Origin of the sequence: Kineococcus halophytocola (assembly GCF_041276425.1) — a bacterium.
Lineage (GTDB): Bacteria > Actinomycetota > Actinomycetes > Actinomycetales > Kineococcaceae > Kineococcus > Kineococcus halophytocola.
The window spans coordinates 26,936-40,740 of sequence record NZ_JBGFTU010000028.1; the positions used below are offsets into that span (position 1 = coordinate 26,936).

Annotated in this window: 16 protein-coding genes and 2 pseudogenes; 14 read left to right on the forward strand and 4 right to left on the reverse strand. The window is 75.2% G+C overall.

From position 1 onward, the window contains the following. Nucleotides 1–15 precede the first annotated feature (15 nt). Complete coding sequence (locus AB2L27_RS18625) at nt 16–870, forward strand: sensor domain-containing diguanylate cyclase (RefSeq protein WP_370442989.1); 855 nt, start codon at nt 16–18, stop codon at nt 868–870. Here the strand turns inward: AB2L27_RS18625 and AB2L27_RS18630 are convergent. Then, on the reverse strand, nt 791–1,156 hold the full coding sequence (locus tag AB2L27_RS18630) for a hypothetical protein (RefSeq protein ID WP_370442990.1): 366 nt from the start codon (nt 1,154–1,156) through the stop codon (nt 791–793). The two genes, AB2L27_RS18625 and AB2L27_RS18630, sit on opposite strands and share 80 nt — an antisense overlap. A gap of 67 nt (nt 1,157–1,223) precedes the next feature. On the opposite strand from AB2L27_RS18630, the gene AB2L27_RS18635 reads away from it, so the two are divergent. From AB2L27_RS18635 to AB2L27_RS18655, 5 genes are all read left to right on the forward strand, one after another. Beyond that, on the forward strand, nt 1,224–1,802 hold the full coding sequence (locus tag AB2L27_RS18635) for a YqgE/AlgH family protein (protein WP_370442991.1): 579 nt from the start codon (nt 1,224–1,226) through the stop codon (nt 1,800–1,802). 63 nt (nt 1,803–1,865) lie between these two features. Then, nucleotides 1,866–2,177: a DUF3039 domain-containing protein gene (locus tag AB2L27_RS18640; RefSeq protein WP_370442992.1), complete on the forward strand. Its 312-nt coding sequence runs from the start codon at nt 1,866–1,868 to the stop codon at nt 2,175–2,177. Between the two features lies 1 nt (nt 2,178). Further along, nucleotides 2,179–3,996, forward strand: a complete 1,818-nt coding sequence (locus AB2L27_RS18645) for a DEAD/DEAH box helicase (protein ID WP_370442993.1) — start codon at nt 2,179–2,181, stop codon at nt 3,994–3,996. A 9-nt stretch (nt 3,997–4,005) separates the two neighbouring features. Then, the gene (locus AB2L27_RS18650) at nt 4,006–4,461 is read left to right on the forward strand and encodes an SRPBCC family protein (RefSeq protein ID WP_370442994.1); all 456 of its coding nucleotides are present in this window, start codon (nt 4,006–4,008) and stop codon (nt 4,459–4,461) included. A gap of 55 nt (nt 4,462–4,516) precedes the next feature. Then, the gene (locus AB2L27_RS18655; RefSeq protein ID WP_370442995.1) at nt 4,517–5,227 is read left to right on the forward strand and encodes an RDD family protein; all 711 of its coding nucleotides are present in this window, start codon (nt 4,517–4,519) and stop codon (nt 5,225–5,227) included. Nucleotides 5,228–5,241: 14 nt separating this feature from the next. On the opposite strand, the gene AB2L27_RS18660 is transcribed toward AB2L27_RS18655, so the two are convergent. Together AB2L27_RS18660 and AB2L27_RS18665 are read right to left on the reverse strand one after the other, a co-directional pair. Next, nucleotides 5,242–5,859 (reverse strand): nicotinamidase, encoded by a 618-nt coding sequence (locus AB2L27_RS18660; protein WP_370442996.1) that lies wholly within the window; start codon nt 5,857–5,859, stop codon nt 5,242–5,244. Then, the gene (locus AB2L27_RS18665) at nt 5,856–7,148 is read right to left on the reverse strand and encodes a nicotinate phosphoribosyltransferase (protein WP_370442997.1); all 1,293 of its coding nucleotides are present in this window, start codon (nt 7,146–7,148) and stop codon (nt 5,856–5,858) included. Before AB2L27_RS18665 ends, AB2L27_RS18660 begins: the two co-directional genes overlap by 4 nt. Before the next feature lie 40 nt (nt 7,149–7,188). Between AB2L27_RS18665 and clpS the strand changes: the two genes are divergently transcribed. The 8 genes and pseudogenes from clpS to AB2L27_RS20170 form a co-directional block, all read left to right on the forward strand. Then, nucleotides 7,189–7,488, forward strand: a complete 300-nt coding sequence (gene clpS / locus AB2L27_RS18670) for an ATP-dependent Clp protease adapter ClpS (RefSeq protein ID WP_370442998.1) — start codon at nt 7,189–7,191, stop codon at nt 7,486–7,488. Beyond that, complete coding sequence (locus tag AB2L27_RS18675) at nt 7,489–8,094, forward strand: DUF2017 domain-containing protein (RefSeq protein ID WP_370442999.1); 606 nt, start codon at nt 7,489–7,491, stop codon at nt 8,092–8,094. Between the two features lie 8 nt (nt 8,095–8,102). Further along, a complete protein-coding gene (gene murI, locus AB2L27_RS18680; RefSeq protein ID WP_370443000.1) occupies nt 8,103–8,954 on the forward strand; it encodes a glutamate racemase in 852 nt (283 codons plus the stop codon). 378 nt (nt 8,955–9,332) lie between these two features. Then, nucleotides 9,333–10,073 (forward strand): ribonuclease PH, encoded by a 741-nt coding sequence (gene rph, locus AB2L27_RS18685; RefSeq protein ID WP_370443001.1) that lies wholly within the window; start codon nt 9,333–9,335, stop codon nt 10,071–10,073. After that, on the forward strand, nt 10,070–10,723 hold the full coding sequence (gene rdgB / locus AB2L27_RS18690; RefSeq protein WP_370443002.1) for an RdgB/HAM1 family non-canonical purine NTP pyrophosphatase: 654 nt from the start codon (nt 10,070–10,072) through the stop codon (nt 10,721–10,723). The genes rph and rdgB overlap by 4 nt, the downstream gene beginning before the upstream one ends. A 7-nt stretch (nt 10,724–10,730) precedes the next feature. Continuing rightward, nucleotides 10,731–12,278, forward strand: coding sequence for a molybdopterin-dependent oxidoreductase (locus AB2L27_RS18695; protein ID WP_370443003.1), 1,548 nt, complete (start codon nt 10,731–10,733; stop codon nt 12,276–12,278). 106 nt (nt 12,279–12,384) lie between these two features. Next, nucleotides 12,385–12,933, forward strand: coding sequence for an ECF RNA polymerase sigma factor SigK (gene sigK, locus AB2L27_RS18700; protein WP_370443004.1), 549 nt, complete (start codon nt 12,385–12,387; stop codon nt 12,931–12,933). After that, nucleotides 12,930–13,652, forward strand: a pseudogene (locus AB2L27_RS20170) (anti-sigma factor); the annotation flags it as partial. The gene sigK and the pseudogene AB2L27_RS20170, both read left to right, overlap by 4 nt. A 48-nt stretch (nt 13,653–13,700) precedes the next feature. On the opposite strand, the pseudogene AB2L27_RS18710 reads toward AB2L27_RS20170, so the two are convergent. Then, nucleotides 13,701–13,805 (reverse strand): annotated as a pseudogene (locus AB2L27_RS18710) (IS5/IS1182 family transposase); the annotation flags it as partial.

Genomic DNA, 13,805 nt, shown 5'->3' on the forward strand with positions numbered 1-13,805 from the left:
GCGAGGGGGAACGCAGTGCAGGACGCCGACTTCCGGCGCCTCGTGGAGGGCTCGCCGCTGGCGACGGTCCTCCTCGACCGCGGCGATCACGGGTGGTGCACGAGGTGGGCCAACCGCGCCGCGCTCGACCTCCTCGGCGACGCGCTCCAGCGGCCGCTGGCCGACCTGGTGCACCCCGACGACCTCGGGGACGTCGTGGCCACGCTGGACCGGGGGGCCCAGGGGGCCCAGGGGGACCGCACCGCCCACGAGTGGCGCTGGCGGGGTGCGGCCGGCCGGGAGGTCACCGTCGAGGTCCTCGTGGGGCCTGCGGGGACGGGGCGCGGATCGCTGTGGCTGTCCTTCTGGGACGCCACCCAGCGCGTCGAGCGCACGCGGGACCTGACCCACCGGGCCACGCACGACCGGCTGACGGGGCTGCCGAACCGGGAGCTGTTCGAGGACCGCTGGGAGCAGGCGCGCTCGCGGGCCCGGCGCAGCGGGGACGTCCCGGCCGTGGCGTTCTGCGACGTGGACGACCTCAAGCAGCTCAACGACGAGCACGGTCACCTCGCCGGCGACCAGGCCCTGGTCCGCATCGCCGAACGCCTGGCGGGGGTCTCCCGCGCCGGGGACACGGTGGCGCGCTTCGGGGGGGACGAGTTCGTGGTGCTCCTGGACGCGGCGAGCGAGGTGGACCCCCGCTCCCTGGCCCGACGGCTGCGCGAGACGGTCCGCGACGTCCCGGTCGAGCTGCCCGGGGAGCGCTCGGTGCCGGTGCGCTGCAGCGTCGGCCTGGTCCAGGACGACCTCACGTGCTCGACGGCCGAGGTCCTCGCGCGCGCCGACCGTCGCATGTACGAGGAGAAGCGCCGCCATCGCGACGGGTGAGGCGACGGGTGGGGCGGGTGGGCAGGTGCCGGTGGGCCAGGACGGCGCCGAGCTCGTGCAGACGCCCCAGGCGCACGTGCTCGACGAGGGCGTGCACCTCGGTGGCCGTGAACCCCCCGCCGTACCACAGCAGGGTCCCCTCCACCCCGAGCCCGAGCTGCGCGCCGGTCACCGGCGGGGGGCTGTCCAGGGCCACGAGCACCCCCTGGGGGGTGCGGCGGACGGCGGGCCGGAGCCGGGCGAGCAGGCCGACCTCCTCGGCGGGGACGAGCAGCCAGGTGTTCACGGGGCAACTGTAGAGAACGATTCTCACTACGCCAAGGGGTGGGTGACGGCGGTGCCATGATGAGCGCGTGAGCGAGACCGCGAGCCTGACCGGGCGCCTGCTGCTGGCGACCCCCTCGCTGGGCGACCCCAACTTCGCCCGCGCGGTGGTCCTGGTCCTCAACCACGACGACGACGGCGCCCTGGGGGTCGTGGTCAACCGCCCCCTGGACGTCGACGTCGCCGCCGTCCTGCCGGGCTGGCAGCCCTTCGCCACCGCCCCGGGCAAGCTCTTCCAGGGCGGGCCGGTGGCCCTGGACTCCGCCCTCGGCCTGGTCGCCGTCCCCGGGGACCGCCCCGACCCCGTCGGGGTCCGGCGGGTGTTCGGCTCCGTCGGGCTGGGCTCGGTGGGCCTGGTCGACCTCGACACGCCGCCGGAGACGATCGTCCAGGAGCTCTCCGGGCTGCGGATCTTCGCCGGGTACGCCGGCTGGAGCGCCGCCCAGCTCGAGGGCGAGATCGCCGAGGGCGCGTGGTTCGTGCTGCCCGCCGAGGCGCGCGACGCCTTCTGCGACACCCCCCAGGCCCTGTGGGGGGACGTCCTGCGCCGTCAGGGCGGGGACCTGGCCCTCGTGGCGAGCATCCCGCGCGACGTGTCGATGAACTGAGCGGCACGTCGGGGACCGGGCGAGGATCGGGTCCGGGGGTTCGGGGCAAGTACGCTTGCGGGCATGAGCTCGCCGACCGACGACCCGTTCCGCACCCAGCCCGAGGCGCCCGCCGCCCCCTCGCGCACCGCGGTGCTGGACCGCGAGGAGCAGGTCGAGGAGCAGGCGTCGCCGGGGGACCACGAGCGCTTCGCGCACTACGTGAAGAAGGAGAGGATCATGGAGTCCGCCCTCTCGGGCGACCCCGTGATCGCGTTGTGCGGCAAGGTGTGGGTGCCCGGACGGGACCCGAAGCGGTTCCCCGTCTGCCCCACCTGCAAGGAGATCTACGAGACCTTGTCCGGTGGCGGCAAGGGCGGCGACGACAAGTCCTGACGTGAGCACGACCGACCACGAACCCCAGCTGGCCCTGTCCGACACCGTCCCCGGTCCCGTCCTGGACGCCCCCGGCGTCCCGGCGGCCCGCCCCCTGCGGGCGTGGCAGAACGCGGCGCTGGAGAAGTACTTCGACCCCGAGCGCGACGAACCGGCCGACTACCTCGTCACGGCGACGCCGGGGGCGGGCAAGACGACCTTCGCCCTGGCCCTGGCCCGGCGCCTGCTCGACACCCGGCGCGTGGACCGGGTCGTCGTCGTCGCCCCCACCGACCACCTGCGCACGCAGTGGGCCGAGGCCGCCCACCGGGCCGGCATCGAGCTCGACCCGACGATGACCAACGCCGTCGGCCCCGTGCGCCCGGACATGAAGGGCTACGTCACGACGTACGCCCAGGTCGCCGGGCACCCGATGCTGCACCGGGCGCGGGCCACCGCCAAGCGCTCCCTGGTCGTCATGGACGAGATCCACCACGCCGGGGACGGGCTGTCCTGGGGCGACGCCGTCTTCGAGGCGTTCGGCGACGCCCGCCGCCGGTTGTCGCTGACCGGGACCCCGTTCCGCACCAAGGCCGACGAGCGCATCCCGTTCGTCGCCTACGTCGAGGACGACTCGGTCGAGTCCGAGGGCGGGCTGCGCAGCGTCGCCGACTTCACCTACGGCTACAAGGACGCCCTCGCCGACGGCGTCGTGCGGCCCGTCGTGTTCGCCGCCTACACGGGGGTCTCGCGCTGGCGGAACTCCGCCGGCGAGGTCGTCGCGGCCTCCCTGACCGACGCCACGACGAAGTCGGTGGAGTCCCTGGCCTGGAAGACCGCGCTGGACCCGCGCGGGGACTGGGTCCCGCACGTCGTGGCCGCCATGGACGAGCGCCTGAACCACCTGCGCGAGCACGGCATGCACGACGCCGCGGGCCTGGTGCTGGCCTCGGACCAGGAGGACGCGCGCGCCTACGCCAAGATCGTCCAGCGCGTCACCGGCGAGAAGCCGGCGCTCATCCTGTCCGACGACCCCAAGGCGTCGCAGAAGATCTCCGAGTTCGCCGAGTCCGACCAGCGCTTCGTCGTCTGCGTCCGGATGATCTCCGAGGGCGTCGACGTCCCGCGCGCGGCGTGCCTGGCGTGGATGACGTCCTACCGCACCCCGCTGTTCTTCGCCCAGGCCGTCGGGCGCGTCGTGCGCTCCCGCGCCCCGGGGGAGTCCGCCACGGTGTTCCTGCCGGCCGTCCGCCCGCTGCTGGCCCTGGCCGCGGAGATGGAGAGCGACCGCAACCACGTCATCCCGCCGCCGCCGTCGGTGTCCTCCGAGGAGGTCGACGAGGGCGGGCTGGACCTGCTGCCCGCGCCCGAGCGCGAGGCGGGGGAGAAGAAGGAGTACGAGGCGCTGGAGGCGCAGGCGGAGTTCGCCCACGTCCTGCACGGCGGCAAGGCCCTCACCGGCGGGGACCTGCCGCCGGTGAGCGTGGAGGAGGAGGACTTCCTCGGGCTGCCCGGGCTGCTGTCCCCGGAGCAGACCGCGGCCCTGCTGGCCCAGCGCGACGCCGAGATCCGCAAGCGCACCGCCCGCCCGGTGGAGGAGGCCGAACCCGCCGGCGGCGCGGTGCCGGCCGAACCCGAGCCGGAGGACGCGACCTGGCACACCGCGGCGTTGCTGCGCAAGGAGATCCACGGCCTGGTCGGCCGGGTGGCCGCGGGCCGGGCGATGCCGCACGCCTCGGTGTACTCCACGCTGCGCACCGCCGTGCCCGGCCCGCCGTCGGCGTCGGCCTCCGTCGACGTCCTGCGCCGTCGCCGGGACCACCTGCTGTCGATGGTCTAGGTTGCTCAGGTGCCCGAGATCGTCCAGCGGACCATGGTCCGCGCACCCCTCGACGAGGTCTTCGAGATGTCCCTCGACCTCGACGTCGAACGGGTCGCGGGCCGGCGGTTCAAGGTCCGCGCCGTCGAGGGGGCCGGGCGCACCAGCGGCCGCATCGCGCTGGGGGAGAAGGTCCGGTGGCGGCTGCGGATCCTGGGGGTCCCGGTCACGCACACCTCGCACATCACCGAGCTGGAACGGCCGCGGCGCTTCGTCGACGAGATGGAGTCCGGCGCGTTCGAGCGGTTCCGGCACGAGCACACGTTCGAGGTCGAGGGCCCGGGCATGACGATCATGACCGACCGGATGTCGTGGCGCTCACCCGCCGGTCCGTTCGGCCGCCTCGCCGACGTCCTGTTCGTCCGGCGCACGCTGCGCCAGCTCCTGGCCGACCGCAACTCCGAGATCGTCCGCCGCTTCAGCTGAGGCGCGCCGGGCGCGGTGTCCGGCGCCGGGCCCGCACCTGGCAGGCTGCACACCCATGAGCACGCCCCCCGGGTGGTACCCCGACCCCTCCGACCCGCGCAGCTCCGACCTGCGCTGGTGGGACGGGTCGCAGTGGACCGACCACGTCCACGCCCAGCAGCCGTCCCCGGAGGAGCCGTCGGCCTCCCCGTACGCGGGGTCGCACACGCCCTACCCCTCCTACCCGCCGTCGCAGTACCCCGCCCCCGGGGTCAAGGCCATCGCCACCCCCGACGGGCAGGCCCTCGGCGGGCTGGGGTTCCGCCTGCTGGCGCGCCTGGTCGACTGGATCCTCGTCACCGTCATCAGCGCGCTCGCCGGGTGGTCGTCGGTGCGGATGCTCACGACCCAGGCGCAGTCGGCCACCGACGCCCTCATGGCCGGTGACACGCAGGCCTACGTCGACCAGCTCGCCGCGGCCTCCTCCGGCAGCGCGGTGCGCAGCCTGACGTTCGTCGTCCTGGCCGTCAGCGCGGTCTACACGATCCTGACCCTGCGCTTCTACGGCGCGACGCCGGGCAAGGCGCTGTTCCGCCTGCGGGTGCGGGACTGGAACCGTCCCGGTCACCCCGGGTGGCTGCAGTGCATCTCCCGCTGGGTCGGCTGCGAGATGATCGGGCAGATCATCCCGCTGTACCTGCTGCTGGACTTCCTCTGGCCGTGCTGGGACCAGCGCAAGCAGGCCCTGCACGACAAGCTGGCCCGCACCGTCGTGGTGAAGCGCTGAGGGGCGGTCGCAGATCAGCCCTCCAGCACGGGGTCACCGACGAGGGTGACCCCGTGCTCGCGCAGGTCCGCCAGGGCCGCCTGCACGGTGGCGGTCGAGATCCCGGCGGTGAGCCCGAGCAGCACCGTCGTGCGGAAGCCGGCCCGGACCGCGTCCAGCGCGGTCGCCCGCACGCAGTGGTCGGTGGCCAGGCCCACGACGTGCACCTCGCGCACCCCGTGACCGCGCAGCCAGTCCGCCAGGCCGGTGTCCAGCTCCCCGCCCTCGGCGGTGACGGTGGTGGACACCCCCTCGAACCCGGAGTAGGCGGCCGCGTACTGGCCCTTGCGGAACACCGCCTCCACGCGGGAGGTGTCCAGGTCGTCGTGCAGCAGCGCCCCGGTGGAGCCGGCCCGGCAGTGCGGGGGCCAGGAGTCCACGAAGTCCGGGGCGTCGGAGAAGTGGGCCCCGGGGTCGATGTGGAAGTCCTGCGTGGCCACGACGTGGTCGTAGGCGATGCCCCGGCCCCCGCTGGTGTCCCGGGCCAGCAGCTGGCTGATCGCGCGGGCCACCTCGTCACCGCCGGCGACGGCGAGCGCCCCGCCGGGGCAGAAGTCGTTCTGGACGTCGACGACGACGAGGGCGCGGGTCACCGGGCCACCTCCCGCTCCGAGGCCAGGACGGTCGTGGGGATGGCCGGTTCGCCCTTGGACAGGGCCAGCCCGTCCCAGGGCAGGGTCACCAGGGCCCGGCGCAGGTGCTCGCGGGAGGCCGGCAGGTCGGGCAGGTCCCCGGCGCGCTCGCCGTCGACCACCAGCGGCACCTGCAGCGGCCGGTCGCCCGGTTCGCGCGGTGGGGTGAAGCCGGTGCCGAGGACCTCGTCGGTCGCGGTGCCGGTGGGGCGGTGCCGGCGCACGGCGGTCTTGCGCCCGCCCTGGGTGACCTTGGAGGTGGAGCGCTTGGCGACGGGGCGGCCCTCGACCTCGACGAGCTTGTAGACGAGCCCGGCGGTGGGCGCCCCCGAGCCGGTGACCAGGGAGGTGCCGACCCCGTACCCGTCGACGGGGGCGGCCCGCAGCGCGGCGAGGGCGTACTCGTCGAGGTCGCCGGAGACGACGATGCGGGTCCCGGTGGCGCCCAGGGAGTCCAGCTGCTCGCGGGCCTGCACGGCGAGGACGGCCAGGTCGCCGGAGTCGATGCGCACGGCCCCCAGGGCCGGCCCGGCGACCTCGACGGCGGTGGCGATCCCGGCGGTGATGTCGTAGGTGTCCACCAGCAGCGTCGTCCCGGCGCCCAGGGCGGCGACCTGGGCGCGGAAGGCCTCGGCCTCGGTGTCGTGCAGCAGGGTGAAGGCGTGCGCGGAGGTCCCCGAGGTGGGGATCGCGTAGGAGGCGCCGGCCTGCAGGTTGGACGTGGAGGTGAACCCGGCCAGGTAGGCCGCGCGGGAGGCGGCGACGGCGGCCTGCTCGTGGGTGCGCCGCGAGCCCATCTCGATGAGCGGGCGGTCCCCGGCGGCCTGGGCCATCCGGGAGGCGGCCGCGGCGATGGCGCAGTCGTGGTTGAGGATGGAGAGCACGACGGTCTCCAGGACCACGGCCTGGGCGAAGGTGCCGGTGACGGTGAGGATCGGGGAGCCGGGGAACCACAGCTCGCCCTCGGCGTAGCCCTCGATGGAGCCGGTGAACCGGTAGGCGGCCAGCCAGTCCAGGGTGCGCTCGTCCAGGACGCCGCGCAGGGACGTCAGCAGGTCGGGGTCGAAGGTGAAGTCGCGCACGGCGTCCAGGACGCGGGCGGTGCCGGCCACCACGCCGTAGCGGCGTCCCTCGGGCAGGCGGCGCCCGAAGACCTCGAACGTGCAGGCCCGTTCGCCGGTCCCGTCGGCCAGCGCGGCCTGCAGCATCGTCAGCTCGTAGCGGTCCGTCAGCAGGGCGGTGCTCACCATGCTGCGAATCTAGTCACGTCCGGTTGCCTAGACTGCACGGGTGTCCGCCGTCCTGACCGCTCCCACCGAGCTCGAGCGTCCGGGAGCCGACCTCACCACCAGCCCGGACACCCCGTGGGTGACCCTGGTGTGGAACGACCCGGTGAACCTGATGTCCTACGTGACGTACGTCTTCCGCACCCACTTCGGCTACTCCGAGGCCAAGGCGGAGGCGTTGATGATGGACGTGCACGCCAAGGGCCGGGCCGTGGTGAGCTCGGGGACGCGGGAGTCCATGGAACGCGACGTCGAGGCGATGCACGGCTACGGGCTGTGGGCGACCTTGCAGAAGGACGAGTGAGTGGCCACCTTCCGACGGTCCCGGCAGGGCCTGTTCTCCCTCACCCTGCACGTCTCCGAGGCCGACCTGCTCGCCTCCCTGGCCCGGGAGGTGGTCGAGCTGCTGGAGGTGCCCGAACCCCCCGCCCGGCGCGTGGACCCGCTGGCGGCCGAGCTGGGGCTGGCGGACCTGCCCCGGTTCGAGGACGTGCCCGACCTGGGGGCCGACGGCCCGACGGCGGCGCCGGAGGACGAGGTGCTGCGCCGGTTGCTGCCGAACGCCTACGCCGAGGACGACCCGCAGGCCTCGGCGGACTTCCGCCGGTTCACCGAGCGGGGTCTGCGCGAGCGCAAGGCGGCCTCGGCCCGGGCCCTGCTCGCCTCGCTGGAGCCGGTGGAGGGGCAGGGCGGGCGCGTCCAGCTCGACGCCGACGGGGCGCGGACGTGGCTGGTGGCGCTCAACGACATCCGCCTGGCCCTGGGGACCCGGCTGGGGGTCAGCGACGACCCCGACGACGGTGCGGACCCGTACGAGGCCCTGGCCGAGGACGACCCGGCCCGCTGGGCGTGGGCCGTGTACGACTTCACCACCCACCTCCAGGAGACCCTCGTGAGGTCCCTGTCGTGAGCGCCGCCGTGAGCACCGCTGTGCCGGGCGGCGACGCGGACCTGCCGATCGGGATCTTCGACTCCGGCGTGGGCGGGCTGACCGTGGCCCGCGCGGTGCTGGACCAGCTCCCGCACGAGTCGGTGCACTACGTGGGGGACACCGCGCACGCCCCCTACGGCCCCAAGCCGATCGCCGAGGTGCGCCGCCTGGCCCTCGACGTGCTCGACCGGCTCGTGGACTCGGGCGTGAAGATGCTCGTCATCGCCTGCAACTCCGCCTCGGCGGCCATGCTGCGCGATGCCCGCGAGCGCTACGACGTGCCCGTGGTGGAGGTCATCCAGCCGGCCGTGCGCCGGGCCGTGCGCGCCACCCGCAACGGCCGCGTCGGGGTCATCGGCACCCGGGCGACGATCTCCTCTCGGGCCTACGAGGACGCGTTCGCCGCCGCGCCGCACCTGGCGCTGACGACGGCGGCGTGCCCGGCGTTCGTGGAGTTCGTCGAGCGGGGGGTGACGAGCGGGCCGGAGCTGCTGAGCGCGGCGCGGCAGTACCTGGCGCCGGCGATCGCGGCCGACGTGGACACCCTCGTCCTGGGCTGCACCCACTACCCGCTGCTCATGGCGGTGCTGCGCAGCGTCGTCGGGGACGACGTGACGCTCGTCTCCAGCGCGGAGGAGACCGCCTTCGACGTCTACCGCGAGCTGGCGGCGCGCGAGCTGCTGCGACCCGACGGTCTGCCGCAGCCGCGGCACCGGTTCACCTCCACGGGCGACGCTCGCGCGTTCCGCCTCCTGGCGCAGCGCTTCCTGGGGCCCCAGCTGGGACCGCGGCTGGTCGACGTCGACGAGACCGGTCCGCTGCACCTCGGCGCGCTCTGAGCCGGGGCGCCGGCTCGGCCGGGGGCGCGACGGTCCAGCGCGCCGAGGCCGTGACGGCCTGGCTGCGGGCGCCGTCGGTGAACTCCAGGACGACGCGGCGGCGCCAGGGGCCGGTGCGGTGCACCAGGGCCACCTCGCGCACGCTCGTGCGGGACAGGGGCCGGAGGCTCCAGAGCAGCGGGCGCAGCACCACGCCCTCGTGGTCGGCCGGGCCGGTGACGACGCGGTCACCGGGCGCCAGGGCCGCCGTCGAACGTCGGGACATGGGGCTCAGTGTGGACCCGGGCGGGCCGCTGTGGGGCCGTGTTCACCGAACGACCATGCGTTGCGACGCAGCGTATTCCGGGCGCGACGTCGCGTGATCGGTACCCTGGGGGTGTGACCGACAGGACCCCCGCCCGCGCCGACGGCCGCGCCGCCGACGAACTGCGCCCCGTGACCATCACCCGCAACTGGCTCGACCACGCCGAGGGCAGCGTCCTCGTGGAGTTCGGCCGCACCCGGGTGCTGTGCGCCGCCTCCTTCACCGAGGGCGTCCCGCGCTGGCGCAAGGGGTCCGGGCAGGGCTGGGTGACCGCGGAGTACGCGATGCTGCCGCGCTCGACGAACACCCGCAGCGACCGGGAGTCGGTCAAGGGGAAGATCGGCGGGCGCACCCACGAGATCTCCCGCCTCATCGGCCGTTCCCTGCGCGCCGTCGTCGACACGGCCCAGCTGGGGGAGAACACGATCGTCCTGGACTGCGACGTGCTGCAGGCCGACGGCGGCACCCGCACCGCGGCCGTCACCGGGGCCTACGTGGCGCTGGCGGACGCGATCTCCTGGGCCCGCGGGCGAGGCATCGTCAAGGCCTCCCGCCAGCCGCTGACCGGGTCGGTCTCGGCCGTCAGCGTCGGCGTCGTCGACGGGGTGCCCGTCCTGGACCTGCCCTACGTGGAGGACGTGCGCGCCGAGACGGACATGAACGTCGTCGTCACCGGCGAGGGGACGTTCGTCGAGGTCCAGGGCACCGCCGAGGGGGCGCCCTTCGACCGCGCCGAGCTCGACGCGCTGCTCGACCTCGCGCTCACCGGCACCAGCAGGCTGGCTGCGCTGCAGGCGGAGGCGCTCGCCCGATGACCGGCTCCCCGACCCGCGTCGTGCTCGCCACCCGCAACGCGCACAAGGTGGGGGAGCTGCGGGCCGTCCTGACCCCCCTGCTGCCCGACGTCGAGGTGCTGACCGTCGACGCGTTCGACGACGTGCCCGAGGTCGCCGAGACCGAGGTGACGTTCGCGGGCAACGCGCTGCTCAAGGCGCGCGCCGTCGCCGCCGCCACGGGGCTGCCCGCGATCGCCGACGACTCCGGCATCGCCGTCGACGTCCTGGGCGGGGCGCCGGGGATCTTCTCGGCCCGCTGGGCCGGCCGGCACGGCGACGACGCGGCGAACCTGGAGCTGCTGCTGGCCCAGATCGCCGACGTCCCCGCGCAGCACCGCGGCGGCGCCTTCGTCTGCGCGGCCGCCATCGCCCTGCCCGACGGGACGAGCGCCGTGCGCGAGGGGCGCTCGCGCGGGACGATCACGACGGCCCCGGCCGGTGGTGGCGGTTTCGGCTACGACCCGGTCTTCGTGCCCGAGGGCGCCGACCGGACCCTGGCCGAGCACACCCCCGAGGAGAAGAACGCGATCAGCCACCGCGGGCGCGCGTTCCGGGCCCTGGCCCCGGTCGTGGTCGACGCGCTGGCCGGGCGACCCATCCACGGCGGGTCCGGCTCCGAACAGGACTGACGTGGGGGTGCACGGGACACCGCGCGCGGACGGGCCGGAGGGGAACCGCCGGGCCGGGCGGCTGCCGGCCGCCTGGTCCGGGGTGCTCGCCGCGGCCCTCACGCTCGGCGTGGGGCAGCTGGTCGCGGGGATCGTCTCCCCGTCGGCCGCTCCCCTCGTCGTCGTCGGCGACGCCGTCGTCGACCTCGTCCCGGCGCCGGTCAAGGACTGGGCCATCCGGTCCTTCGGCACGTCCGACAAGACGGTGCTGCTGACGACGACCGCGGTGCTGCTGGCCCTGCTGGCGGCCGGGGCGGGCCTGCTGGCCCGGCGCCGGCTGCGGGCGGGGGTCGCGGTCGTCGTCGCGCTGGGGGCGCTCGGGGTCCTCGCCGCCGCGACCCGCCCCGACGCCACCACCCTGACGCCGCTGCCCTCCCTGCTGGGCACCGGCGCCGGTGCGTACGCGCTGACCCTCCTCGTGCGGCGGGTGCCCGCGACGACCGACCCCGCCCGCCGCGCCCTGCTGCTCGGCGGCACCGGCGCCGCGGCCGCCCTCACCGGCGGCGGTGGCCAGGTGCTCGTCACCGCCCGCAGCGCGGAGATCTCCCGGGACGCGGTGGTGCTGCCGGCACCGGCCGACCCGGCCCCGCCCCTGCCCGCCGGGATCGACCCGGCCGGACCGGTCTCGGCGGGGCTGACCCGGTACGCCACCCGCACCGCGGACTTCTACCGGATCGACACCGCCCTGGTCGTCCCGGACCTGCGCGCCGAGGACTGGTCGCTGCGGGTGCACGGGATGGTCGGGCGCGAGGTCACGCTGGACTTCGCGACGCTGCTGGCCAAACCCCTGCGCGAGCGCTGGGTCACCCTGACGTGCGTGAGCAACGAGGTCGGCGGCGACTACGTCGGCAACGCCCGCTGGCTCGGGTACCCCGTGGCCGACCTGCTGGCCGAGGCCGGCGTCGGGGACGGGGCCGACATGGTCTACGCGACGAGCACCGACGGGTTCACCCTGTCCGCCCCGCTGGCCGAGCTCACCGACGGCCGCGACGCGCTGCTGGCCGTGGGGATGAACGGGGTGCCCCTGCCGCGCGAGCACGGCTTCCCCGTCCGCCTCGTCGTGCCCGGCCTGTACGGGTACGTCTCGGCCTGCAAGTGGGTCGTGGACCTGGAGGTGACGACGTTCGCGGCGAAGACCGCCTACTGGACCGACCGCGGCTGGGCCGAGCGCGGGCCCGTGAAGACGGCCTCGCGCATCGACGTCCCCCGCTCCTCGGCGACCGTGCGGCGCGGGCGCGTGCCCGTCGCGGGGGTCGCGTGGGCCCAGCACCGCGGGATCTCCGGCGTGCAGGTCCGCGTCGACGAGGGGCCGTGGCAGGCCGCCCGCGTCCTGCCGGCGGCCTCGGCGGACACCTGGTGCCAGTGGGTCTTCGACTGGGACGCGGACGAACCGGGCACGCACTCGCTGCAGGTGCGGGCCAGCGACGGGACGGGCACGCCGCAGACCGACGTCGTGGCCGCCCCGGTCCCGGACGGGGCCAGCGGGTACCCCTCGGTGAGCGTCACGGTGGAGTAAGGGTGGGAGTGAGAGTGGGAGTGAGAGTGGTCACACCATCCGCGGCCACCCCGGTTCCGAACTCCTCCTGACGGTTCGAGCAGGGGGGTGTGCCATCGTGACCACGGTGACCACCACGACCGAGGACGCCCTCGTGGCCGCCGCGCGCGGCGACCAGCAGGCGTTCGCGGCGTTCTACGACGACACCGCCGGGCCGGTGCACGGCACCGTCCTGCGGGTCCTGCGTGATCCCGCGCAGGCCGAGGAGGTCGTCCAGGAGGTCTTCCTGGAGGCGTGGCGCACGGCGGCGCGCTTCGACCCGGCCCGCGGGAGCGCGCGCGGGTGGGTTGTCACCATGGCCCACCGCCGGGCCGTGGACCGGGTGCGGGCGGCCCACGCCAGCACCCTGCGGGACGAGAGGGCGGGGCTGCGTGAGGTGCCCCCCTACGACAGCGTGAGCGAGGAGGTGCAGGACGTGCTGGAGGCCGACGAGGTGCGCCGCGCGCTCACCTCCCTCACCCCCGTGCAGCGGCAGGCCATCGACCTGGCCTACTACGGCGGCCGCACCCACCGACAGATCGCCGAGGACCTGCACCTGCCCCTGGGCACCGTCAAGACCCGGCTGCGCGACGGGCTCATCCGGCTGCGCGACGCCCTGGGGGTGGGGGACCGGTGAACCGCGAGCACCCCCGCGAGGACTCCCTGCTGTCCGGGGCCTGGGCGCTGGACGCCCTCGACGAGGACGAACGCGCCCGCTACGAGCAGCGCCTGCGCTCGCACCCGGACGAACGCGCCGACGCCGAGGCCCTGCGCGAGACCGCCTCCCGCCTGGCCGCGGCGACGACCCCGCCGCCGCACCTGCGCGCGGCGGTGCTGGCGGCCGTGGCGGACACCCCCCAGGAACAGGCCGTCGCGCCCGTCGTGGACCTGCGCGCCGCGCGCGAGCGCCGCCGCGGTCCCTCCCGCTGGAGCGCGCTGGTCGCGGCCGCCGGCATCGTCGTCGGCGCGGCCGGTCTCGGGGTGGGGCTCTCCGACGGTTCCGGCGACCCCGGTGGGTCCGGCGAACCCGTCGCCGGCGCCGAGCAGCAGGCCCGGGACCGGATCACCGACCTGCTCACCCGTCCCGGCGTGCGCGTCTCGACCGTCACCGCCAGCGGGGGCGGGACGGCCACCCTCGTCCGGGCCGGCGGGGAACTGGGTGTGATCACCTCCGGGCTGCCCGATGCGGGCACCGGCCGGGCCTACCAGTTGTGGCTGGCCCGGGGGGAGACCCTGACGTCGGCGGGGGTGCTGGACGTGACCTCCGCCGGGGGTTCGGCGGTCGTCGTGCCGGCCGGGGACGCCACCGGGGTCGGGATCTCGGTGGAACCCGACGGCGGGTCCCAGCAGCCGACGACGACCCCGGTCGTGTTCACGCCCTTAGAGCGACCGGCAGTAGGGGCATCATCGGAGTCGACGAGTGGTGGGTCGCCCAGGCCAGCGGTACCGCTTGCGGGCCTCATTGACCAGACGCCGCAGGACAGTGATCGCAGCAGCCAGGTCGGTGTA

Excerpts from the sequence above, each read along its gene's own strand:
- rdgB (WP_370443002.1), top strand. The coding sequence starts at position 10,070 with ATGACCGGCTCCCCGACCCGCGTCGTGCTCGCCACCCGCAACGCGCAC.
- AB2L27_RS18665 (WP_370442997.1), bottom strand. The coding sequence starts at position 7,148 with ATGGTGAGCACCGCCCTGCTGACGGACCGCTACGAGCTGACGATGCTG.
- AB2L27_RS18655 (WP_370442995.1), top strand. The coding sequence starts at position 4,517 with ATGAGCACGCCCCCCGGGTGGTACCCCGACCCCTCCGACCCGCGCAGC.
- AB2L27_RS18640 (WP_370442992.1), top strand. The coding sequence starts at position 1,866 with ATGAGCTCGCCGACCGACGACCCGTTCCGCACCCAGCCCGAGGCGCCC.